The sequence below is a fragment of the Neobacillus drentensis genome (assembly GCF_036962765.1).
Classification (GTDB): Bacteria; Bacillota; Bacilli; order Bacillales; family Cytobacillaceae; genus Neobacillus; species Neobacillus drentensis_C.
Window position 1 is genome coordinate 1 of the sequence record NZ_JBALOS010000050.1, and the last position, 10439, is coordinate 10439.

At 38.7% G+C, this 10439-nt stretch carries 11 protein-coding genes; 10 read left to right on the forward strand and 1 reads right to left on the reverse strand.

Going from position 1 to position 10439, the window contains the following annotated elements:
- Both V7137_RS08305 and V7137_RS08310 read left to right on the forward strand, forming a co-directional pair.
- A partial coding sequence (locus tag V7137_RS08305) for a DUF421 domain-containing protein (protein ID WP_335697652.1) occupies window positions 1-438 on the forward strand: 438 nt, incomplete at its 5' end.
- 132 nt (window positions 439-570) lie between these two features.
- Window positions 571-933, forward strand: coding sequence for a group I truncated hemoglobin (locus V7137_RS08310; protein ID WP_335697653.1), 363 nt, complete (start codon window positions 571-573; stop codon window positions 931-933).
- Window positions 934-1063: 130 nt separating this feature from the next.
- Here V7137_RS08310 and V7137_RS08315 read toward each other — a convergent pair whose 3' ends face one another.
- Window positions 1064-1489: a hypothetical protein gene (locus tag V7137_RS08315; protein ID WP_335697654.1), complete on the reverse strand. Its 426-nt coding sequence runs from the start codon at window positions 1487-1489 to the stop codon at window positions 1064-1066.
- A gap of 278 nt (window positions 1490-1767) precedes the next feature.
- Here V7137_RS08315 and V7137_RS08320 point away from each other — a divergent pair, with 278 nt between their 5' ends.
- The 8 genes from V7137_RS08320 to V7137_RS08355 all read left to right on the forward strand — a co-directional run bounded on the left by V7137_RS08320 (window position 1768) and on the right by V7137_RS08355 (window position 10174).
- Window positions 1768-2109 carry a n-acetylglutamate synthase gene (locus tag V7137_RS08320; RefSeq protein ID WP_335697672.1) on the forward strand — a complete coding sequence of 114 codons (342 nt, stop codon included), beginning with the start codon at window positions 1768-1770 and terminating at the stop codon, window positions 2107-2109.
- A gap of 24 nt (window positions 2110-2133) precedes the next feature.
- Entirely contained in the window at window positions 2134-2637 is a 504-nt protein-coding gene (locus V7137_RS08325) for a GNAT family N-acetyltransferase (protein WP_335697655.1), read from the forward strand.
- 114 nt (window positions 2638-2751) lie between these two features.
- Complete coding sequence (gene fosM, locus V7137_RS08330; protein WP_335697656.1) at window positions 2752-3174, forward strand: FosM family fosfomycin resistance protein; 423 nt, start codon at window positions 2752-2754, stop codon at window positions 3172-3174.
- A 149-nt stretch (window positions 3175-3323) separates the two neighbouring features.
- Window positions 3324-5492, forward strand: coding sequence for a sensor histidine kinase (locus tag V7137_RS08335; RefSeq protein WP_335697657.1), 2169 nt, complete (start codon window positions 3324-3326; stop codon window positions 5490-5492).
- Complete coding sequence (locus V7137_RS08340) at window positions 5470-6117, forward strand: response regulator transcription factor (RefSeq protein ID WP_335697658.1); 648 nt, start codon at window positions 5470-5472, stop codon at window positions 6115-6117. Before V7137_RS08335 ends, V7137_RS08340 begins: the two co-directional genes overlap by 23 nt.
- Before the next feature lie 434 nt (window positions 6118-6551).
- Window positions 6552-6833, forward strand: a complete 282-nt coding sequence (locus V7137_RS08345; protein ID WP_335697659.1) for a copper ion binding protein — start codon at window positions 6552-6554, stop codon at window positions 6831-6833.
- A gap of 218 nt (window positions 6834-7051) precedes the next feature.
- Window positions 7052-9283 carry a heavy metal translocating P-type ATPase gene (locus tag V7137_RS08350; RefSeq protein ID WP_335697660.1) on the forward strand — a complete coding sequence of 744 codons (2232 nt, stop codon included), beginning with the start codon at window positions 7052-7054 and terminating at the stop codon, window positions 9281-9283.
- A gap of 27 nt (window positions 9284-9310) precedes the next feature.
- Window positions 9311-10174 carry a hypothetical protein gene (locus V7137_RS08355; RefSeq protein WP_335697661.1) on the forward strand — a complete coding sequence of 288 codons (864 nt, stop codon included), beginning with the start codon at window positions 9311-9313 and terminating at the stop codon, window positions 10172-10174.
- The last annotated feature ends 265 nt before the right edge of the window (window positions 10175-10439 follow it).

A 10439-nucleotide genomic window follows, 5' to 3' on the forward strand; every position in this document is an offset into this window, starting at 1 on the left:
ATTCAAAACGGGGATATTGATAAAAAAGGGCTGAAAAAGGTCCGTATGCCAATAAATGAATTATTGTCACATTTAAGAGAAAAAGGGTACACAGATACTCAAAACATTGCGATTGCTGTGATGGAGGGAACAGGAAGTATTAGTGTTATACCCAAGTCGGAATACCGACAAGTTCAACCGAATGATTTAAATTTGCATGCAAAGAAAGAATATCTTCCTATCCCACTGATAATGGACGGTCAAATTATTTACCATAATTTAAAATATCTGCAATTAGACAATGGTTGGCTAAATGAGGAGCTCGAAAAAATGGGTGAAAAATTAGAGAATATTACATTAGCGACTTTTTTAGAAGATGGAAAGTTATTTATCGATAATAATGAAATAATAGAACATAAAAACGATCCTTATTACTATAAGCCTGGTCGAGATAATTAATTTAAATAAAGGATTAAGATTCCTTGTCTTCCATATAGAGTTGAAGATCGAATCGTTTATTAATAGAAAAGGAATAAAAGCAATTTTTCTGTAGAAAATACTTTTATTAAATTCAAAAGTAGGAGTGTATAGATGGAACAAACACTATATGAAAAAGTTGGTGGAGAAGAAGCGATTGGAAAAGTTGTGGATTATTTTTACTCTGAGTTGGTTCTTAAGGATGATACAGTTAATCATTTTTTTAAAGAAACGGATATGGAAAAACAACGCCGTCATCAGACAAAATTTATTAGTTTTGCATTAGGTGGTTCAAATCAATATTCTGGGCAATCTATGGCAAAAGCTCACCAAGGAATGAATCTCCAACCAGTCCATTTTAATGCTATTGCAAAGCATCTGCACGATGCTCTTGCTCACTTTGGAGTGAATGAAACAGACATAGATACCGCTTTAACTAAAGTAGCTTCACTTAGAGACGATATATTGTATAAATAACTGTTATTCAGCTTACGGATACAAGAAGGGAAGAGCGTGCTGCCATTAAAGGCAGCTTTTTCATTTTTTCTAAAGTGCAGGTTTACTAAAATAGGGTGGGTAATTCAATAAAAGGTCATAGAGAGCCTTTTTAAATTTTTACTCCATAACTAATACTTTTAATGTGGGACATGGAAAGGCGAATGATTTCCTGATTATGGATCAAAAAAACAAAATCCTTATTTACATCACCCAGTACCCCCTCTAACTTCTCAGGACCGACATTATTAATTTTTATCCATTTTAATTTCAATGAGTCAAGCAGGTCTTGGAAATTAGCAGCTTTTTTAAATTTGAAATCTTTAGGAACTTTTATGTTGAATTTCATTTGCTTCTTCATATTATCTGTAAAACTTTTAATATGTTTAGTGCTGTAATAAACGACCCCATCTTCGGCCGTGAGAAGGACGATAAGATCGTCACTTGCATCCAGTAACATCCCAATTCTGGATTCTGGTCCGCCTTGACCAATCCTGATTACTTTACCTATAAAACATTTCATGATGTCTTTATCCATAAAAAATTCTCCCCCTGAAATTAAATATTATATTTATACTGCATCTATATGTATCATGGGAGGTTGTTGTCCTAATAAAATAGCCTGTTTAATGATCATTTAAGTGAAAAATAGGCAATTAAAGTGATATGATACATGACCATCTACCTAGTAATAGTAATGGGAACAATGCTGTGCTTGTATTCGTTTTTACATGTTAAGGAAGCTGATTGATTAAACAAAAGTACAGAATATGTGTTAAAATGTGTGAATATTAAAACTAATGGGGGAGTTAGATGATGATTAATTACAATGGACGGAAATTTGTTTCTGTCGAAAATACAGCAAACGGAGAGGTTTCATCCAGTACATTTTTTGAATACAAACAAGAGGGAAACATACTTTCAGCAACCTATAGTGGCGGCGATATCGTAAAAGGTACACTAATTGGGATTGTTGAAGAAAATGGGAGGTTACAGTTTAGATATAACCACGTTAATAAAAGAAACGAAATAAGAGGAGGTCGATGTTCTTCTACTCCAGAAACTCTACCAGATGGAAGAATTAGATTATATGAGAGGTGGAAATGGACAGATACTGATCAAAGTGAGGGTGAATCTATTATTGAGGAAATGAAATAATAATAAATAATTGTAGGTGTATATATGGAAAATTCAATTCTTATTGATAATATGCTTGAAGAGGATTGGGATCAAGTTCGCGAAATTTATCAAGAAGGAATCTCTACTGGAAATGCAACATTTCAAAAAGAGTCTCCAACGTGGGAAGCTTGGGATATTGGGCATATCTTGGAGTGTCGTATTGTTGCAAGGTTGGATGACAAAGTTTTAGGATGGGCCGCGTTAAGTCCTGTCTCCAGTCGATGCGTTTATGCTGGTGTGGCCGAAGTAAGCATTTATGTTGGTCAAAGTAGTCAGGGAAAGGGAATTGGTAGTAAACTATTAAATTCATTAATTGAAAAAAGTGAACAGAATGGATACTGGACATTACAATCTGGAATTTTTCCTGAGAATGTAACCAGTCTTAAACTACATAGTAGGTATGGGTTTCGGGAAGTGGGAAGGCGTGAGCGCATTGGACAATTGGATGGTGTGTGGCGTGATACGATCTTGTTAGAAAGAAGAAGCAGCGCAGTTGGAATTGATTAGAATGTCCCACAAAACCGGATGGTGTGGTCCGTATTTTACTGGTAAAAGCGGTAAGATCTGCGATATTTATGTGTACATAAATAGGCATAAACTAATTTAACGAGGTGATTGTCGATGTCAATAAAAGGTCTAAATCATTTTTTATTTTCTGTTTCTGATTTAGAGAAATCTATTGAATTTTACCAGCTTGTCTTTGATGCCAAGCTGTTAGTAAAAGGTAGAAACACAGCCTATTTTGATTTAAATGGGATGTGGTTAGCTCTTAATGTAGAGAAAAATATACCCCGTAATGAAATACATCAATCCTACACCCATATAGCTTTTTCTATTAATGAAGCAGAGTTTGACCGTATGTTTCAAAAACTACATGATTTGAACGTTACTATTTTATCAGGTCGTCCACGAGATGAAAGGGATAAGAAGTCTATCTACTTTACGGACCCTGATGGTCATAAGTTTGAATTCCATACCGGAACTTTGCGAGAACGATTGGATTACTATAAACAAGAAAAAACACATATGGAGTTCTTCAGTTAACTATTTTTTTCCACCAGCCTCAGTAATTGGAGGCTTTTTCTTTTTTGCGGACTTCCACCGATTTTTTGCGTGTTTTATTCACCCCAACTCCATTATAATAATTATACAAGACTTAACTCGGATGTCATCTTTTGGAAAGGAGTTGCGCGATGGACCCGGTTATAAATGTAATAAAAAGTGCGCAGCAAATGCTGCAAAAAATGCCTGATCCCATGTACATTATTGACCTGGACAATAACGTTTTATGGGTAAACGATTCTTTTCAAAAATTATTTGGTTCGGAGCAGAAACGATGGGACGATGAATTAATCCATTTAATCTTTCATGTAAAGATAGAGAATGCACCTTGTATTGTTTATTCTAAAGATGGATTGACTATCACCGTGAACCTGAAACTAATCCCTATCAATGAACACGATTCCACAGCAATTGCTTATACGGGGATTTTACAAAAGTCCACCATAGAACAATTATTTAATGAAAACATACGGTATAAAATTGTTGCCGACAACACATCCGATGTGATTGTGCTCGTTGATAATAGGGCAGTTGTCCGTTATGTTTCACCATCCATTCACGAGATCATTGGTTACACGGTTGAACAATATGAAGGGATGGATGCATTTCATATTATTCATCACGAGGATCGTGAACGTGTTCGTTCCCTGCATTTAGAAGTGATTCAAACCAAGACGGAGGTTGATTTGGAATATCGTCTAATCCATTCACGAGGTACAACGCTTTATGTAGAAACAAGAGTCAAACCTGTTTTAGATAGTTTTGGAAATGTTAAGTATGTGGTGGCTGTTGTCCGTGATATCACATCGCGGATCATGGATAGTAACGAGCAAAAACGTTCGGAGTTAGCATTAGAGGAGAGCGAACAAAGGTATAAATCCTTATTTGAGAACAATCTGGATGGAGTTTTCTCGATTGATTTAAAAGCTTATTTTGTCAATGCCAATCATTCATTTGAAAAAATAACAGGAATCAAAATAGATGATCTACCTGATCGTTGTTTAATTGGGTTGATTTACGATGAGGACCATTTGTCGATCTATCAAGTACTCTCGGAAGTTATTGCTACCCATGAATCAAGAGATCTTGAATGTCGGATTGTTCGCTTTAGGCAACGAGATCCACGCATTGTCCATATTACCTTTGTTCCGATCTTCCTTAATGGAGAACTCATCGGGGTTCATGGGATGGTAAAGGATATTACCGAGCGAAAGAATGAGGAGCTTGAATTAATCCAAAGTGAAGAAAGATATAAGACACTTCAGCATAGTATTACTCATTTCTCCCATGACCTAGCGAACGTCATGAAAGTTTCTGAGCTCGAAATGCGCTTAATGGAAGAGATCATGAGAGTATTACCTGTTAAGAGTGTTACTATTGAAGAAGTTCCTAGAAATCTAGAATCTACTTTAAGTGGCGTGAATGTGAAATGGGTCAAAATCGCCGATAAGGAACTGCCTGTCTACTTAAAGATTGACATCGATCAAGCTTTGCAAAAAATAGAGGAAGAATGGCTGGAAACTGCGGTTCATTATGTCACGATTTTATATGATAATCTGGAGTTTATTGAAAATCTGATGAAACGAATTGAGGACATGGTAAGCTTTAACGAGACCCCAAAGTGGATGCTGAGGCTTTTGTTTAGACTTTCGGAAAAGGAAAGGGCTTCTCTATCCAGTGATTTACATGACTCAGTTTTGCAGGATCTCATTATATGGTACCGAAAGCTAGAGTCCTTACGCTCTACCTCTATTTTAAATGAGGGAATTCAGGAGGAAATCATGCAGGTTGAGGAAGGACTGCTGGATGCCATTCATCAAATTCGGATTACTTGCAATGAACTGCGCCCGCCGTTTCTGTTAAAAATGGGACTTGTGGAATCCTTAAAGAGCTTGTTTTCGTACGCCCGGATGTTTTCTAATTATGAGATTGATTTTACAGCGACGGAGTTGATTCATCCTCTAAATGAAGATCAAATCCTGGGTATGTATCGAATTGTCCAGGAGCTGTTAAATAATGCTACTAAACATTCGAACGCTTCTAAAGTTACGATGAATTTGACCAGTACTCAGGAATCGATTCAATTTTCCTATACGGATAACGGAGTCGGGATCGATTTAACTTCGTTTGACGGTTCGTATAAACACATGGGATTAGCAGGTATCGAAAATCGTGTCCTAAGTTTAGAGGGGAAAGTGGAATTCCATTCTGCCCCTTACGAAGGCTTTCATATGGAAATTACCATTCCAACTATAACAACGCAAAAAGGTGATCACTATGGAAATTTTATTGGTGGATGATCATAGGTCCGTCGTCGAAGGAACAAAGATGTTAATAGAGTCAGAACCCGATATGAATGTCACCATTGAAACGGATGTTTATCTGGTCACTGACTTGGTTCGACTGAAGAGTTTTGACGTGATCCTGTTTGATCTATATATGCCTAATATCAACGGGGCTGATTTGGCGCGAAAGGTGCTTGCGGATGTTCCGGACGCGATTATTCTGATTTATTCTGGATTTGACATTGCCCCTCATTTTAATTTGCTGATGGAATCAGGTGTGTCAGGCTTTGTTGCGAAAACATCTACCCGCGAGCAACTTGTTCAAGCGATCCGGAGCGCTTCACGGAAAGAGGCGATTATTCCGATGCAGCTCCTCAAGCAGTTGAGACGTCAGGAGATTGTCGTTCAAGGCGAAAAGGCAAATGAAAAAACAACCATTGGCAAAAAAGAAGAAACGCTTCTCCGAGAATTGGCCAAAGGACACAGCAATAAGGAAATATCCAAAACAATGTTGATCAGTCAGCGCTCATTGGAATACAGTCTAACAGAAATGTTTCAAAAACTAAATGTGAATTCACGGGTGGAAGCCATCAAAAAAGCCAAAACTCTGGGGATTCTGCCGACAGAAGATTTATATTAGAGAAAGCCGGTGTGTGAACCGGTCTTTTTGTTTTGGATGAAATGGTGCGGTGGGGACGTAATTTTTTTCGCATTTCGGGTGAAAGTGGGCGTTGCGCCAGTAAAGAACGGTTATCCGCCAGTAAAAACGGTTATCGAGAGTAAAAATGAGTTATCCGAGAGTATTTGTCCCTTATCCGAGAGTAAAAGCCGGTTATCCGAGAGTATTTGTTCCTTATCCGAGAGTAAAAGCCATCTATACGAGAGTATTCACTTTTAAGTAAGCAGATCTCCTACAAAACCCATGCGGGGCTACCACAAAATTCTGCGGTGGTTCTCTCAAAGTCTGCGGTTTTGATTGGAGTGAAACTTCGTACAATGAAACCATCCAATACAAAAGAAAAACCTTATACAAAGTAATGGCTGATTTAAATAAAAATACGGGAGGAAAGACAAATGAATATGAAGAGTAAAAAGAATGAGAAGTATTTAGAAGATGGAAAAACCATTCAAAAAAGAGAGGTAATTATAATGAAAAAAGTAGAATTAAATGTAATCGGGATGTCATGCGGACATTGTACTATGGTCATTGAAAACAGTGTTGGAAGTCTACCTGGGGTAGAAAAAGTACTTGTTGATGTGAAAAATGGAAATGTAGCCGTGGAGTTTCATCCCAATCTGGTTTCCTTAGACAAAATTAAAGAAACGATCGGTGACCAGGGATATGATATTGGATAACGGTGTATAAAACGTGCTTTTAGTTCTGGCACGTCTTTTTCAACACCATGAATTGTGAGGATTGCAAAATAATTGCGGAAACACGAAAATATCTTGCGGTTTGAAAATGAATATAAATTATAAAATATATAGAGAAAGAAAGGCTTTATTTCGTTTTTGTTATACGGTACAGGGGTATTGTACTTAGTAACAAAAAAAGAATGTGGGAGTGAAAGGTGATGGAAAATGCTTCACAAAAGAATGTTACTGAAAAAACAGAATTCGATGTAGTCGGGATGACTTGTGCAGCTTGTGCAGCCAGGATCGAGAGAGGGCTAGGTAAACTGGACGGAGTAAAAACAGTAAATGTCAATTTAGCGCTCGAAACCGCTGTCGTGGAATATAGCTCTTCTCAATTAAACATAAATGACATCGAAAAAAAGGTTGAAAGTATCGGTTATCAAGCCATTCCTAAACAAGCTGAGAAGATAGAAGAACATCGGGAAAAAGACTTGGAAAAATGGAAAGGACAGGTGATTTTTTCAATTATCCTTGCGACACCGCTGTTATGGGCGATGGCCACTGATTTTGAATTTACTTCATTTATAAAAATTCCTGATATGCTCATGAATACTTGGTTTCAATTGGCATTTGCCACACCCGTTCAGTTCATCATTGGCTGGCAATTTTACAGAGGTGCTTTTAAAGCTCTTCGTAATCAGAGTGCCAACATGGACGTATTAGTGGCATTAGGCACATCAACTGCTTATTTTTACAGTTTGTATCTGTCCATTAAATCGATTGGACCGGAATCCAATATGTTCGACCGTTACTTTGAAACGAGTGCAATCTTAATCGCGTTTATTGTGCTTGGAAAACTATTTGAGATAAAAGCAAAGGGAAAATCATCTGATGCAATCAAGAAGTTAATGGGATTACAGGCCAAAACGGCAAAAATTATCCGCAATGGGGTAGAGCAGGAAATCCCCTTGGAGGAGGTCATGATTGGAGATATTGTACTGGTCAGGCCAGGTGAAAAAGTTCCAGTTGACGGAGAAATCGTTGAAGGGCGCTCTTCCCTAGATGAATCGATGCTGACGGGGGAAAGTATCCCCGTAGAAAAATCAGTTGGCGATCATGTCATTGGTGCTACCATTAACAAGAACGGCTTTTTAAAGATTCGAGCCATCAAGGTCGGTAAAGATACAGCTCTTGCTCAAATTATTAAAGTTGTAAAAGAAGCACAGGGATCGAAGGCACCAATCCAACGTCTGGCAGATAAAACTTCGGCGATCTTTGTACCGGTAGTAATCGGAATTGCTTTACTCACATTTGTCCTTTGGTATGTTTGGATCAGTCCTGGCGACCTTTCCGGTTCGCTTGAAAAATTAATTGCCGTGCTTGTGATTGCTTGCCCTTGTGGTCTAGGATTAGCGACTCCCACCTCTATTATGGCGGGAACCGGTCGTGCTGCAGAATTTGGGATCCTCTTTAAAGGCGGAGAACATATAGAAACAACTCAGAATATCACCACCGTTCTCCTAGATAAAACAGGAACGGTAACAAAGGGTGAACCAACGTTAACCGACATTCTCTTTGAACCAGAGGTAAAGGAAGAGGAATTTCTTTTCTTGGTTGGTACTGCAGAATTTCAATCGGAACACCCTTTAGCTGAGGCGATTGTTACGGCGATAAGAGAAAAAGGAATCGAGCTGGGCGAAGTCAGCCACTTTGAAGCGATTCCAGGGTTTGGGATTAAAGCAATGGTGAGAGGAAAAGAAGTATTGGTCGGAACAAGGAAATTAATGAGTTCGAACCAAATCGATATTCAGGGAAAAATCAACCAAATGGAAGAGCTCGAACAAAACGGCAAGACTGCAATGCTCGTTTCGATTGATGGTGTATTTTCAGGTATGATTGCTGTTGCCGATACCATAAAAGACACTTCAAAAGAAGCAATCAAGCGACTTAAGGATATGGGACTTGAAGTCATCATGATAACTGGTGATAACCAAAGGACAGCCAACGCCATTGCAAAGGATGCTAGGATTGACAGAGTCATCGCCGAGGTCCTCCCGGAAGGAAAGGCTTCTGAAGTGAAGAAGTTGCAGAATCAGGGTAAAAAGGTCGCGATGGTTGGGGACGGAATTAATGATGCACCGGCCCTTGCAACAGCGGACATCGGCATGGCGATTGGTACGGGAACGGATATAGCAGTGGAGGCGGCTGATATCGCACTGATCCGCGGGGATTTAAACGCGATTGCTGATGCCCTATTTATGAGCAAAAAGACTATGGTGAATATTAAACAGAATTTATTTTGGGCATTTGCTTACAATGCAGTGGGGGTCCCGTTTGCCGCGGCAGGTTATCTAGAACCTTGGATTGCAGGAACAGCAATGGCATTTAGCTCTGTATCAGTTGTGTTAAATGCACTGCGTTTACAACGAATAAAACTACAGGAAGCTTAAAAGTTCATCAATAAAGGAGTGACAGGAATGAGGAATTGGGCAATAGCCGGGATTCTTTATGTGACAGTCGTCATTTTTGGATTCCAGGCTTATGATAAATGGATTGCAGAGGATCAAACCAAAGCTGCAGAGTCAGAAAGCCAGATGGCGATGGGTGAAAACAAAAGTAAACAAGAAATGAGTGGAGGTCATCAGGAGGAAGAGAAGGAAAGCACTCATGGGCATGAAATGACTTCTGAAGACCATGAAGGCAGCGAGGTCAATGCATTTGTCCAAATTGATAAAAGTAAAATCAAGATATTTTTAAAAGACAAGGCAGGTAACCCGATTGACGAGTTAGAAGTGAATCATGAGAAAGAACTTCATCTAATCATTGTCGATGAACAACTGCAAAAGTATTACCATGTGCATCCGGAACGAACTGGTAAAGGGGAATTTACAATTAATAATAACCTTCCAGAAGGGTTTTATAAAGCGTTTATCGATATTAAGCCGACGGATTTTGCATACAAGGTAGAGCCGGTTCCGTTTGTAGTAGGCAACCCAAGCACTGCAGCACACGGCCACGAATTAGTTCCAGACACGAAGTTCAGAAAAACAGTCGATGGTGAAACCGTAACATTAAATGTTAGTTCTTTTAAGGCAGGCGAATCGGTAACATTATCATTCGATTTAGATCAAACCAATTTAACGCCTTATTTAGGAGCTATGGGTCACGTCGTGATTCTTGATGAATACGGGAAAGAGTTTCTTCATGTACATCCGTCAAATGATCAAGAACCCATTTTTGAAACCACCTTCGAAAAGCCTGGTATTTATAAAATCTGGGCTGAATTTAAGCAAAACGGGAAAGTACGAGCGTTTCCGTTTGTGATTGAGATAAAAGAATAAGGATGCACTGCTACTGCCTATGAAAGACAAATCTCATGTTTCAGTGGTATATATTGTCCTTCATACCGTTTACGAAAGACAAATCTCTTGCTCCAGCGGTGAGTTTTGTCTTCATCTTGCTTATGATAGACAAATCTGTTGCACCAACGGTGAGATTTGTCCTTCATTCTGTGAATGATTGACAAATCTGTTGCTCTAGTGGTGAGATTTGTCCTTCATCCTGCTTATGATAGACAAATCTGTTGCTCCAGCAGTGAGATTTGTC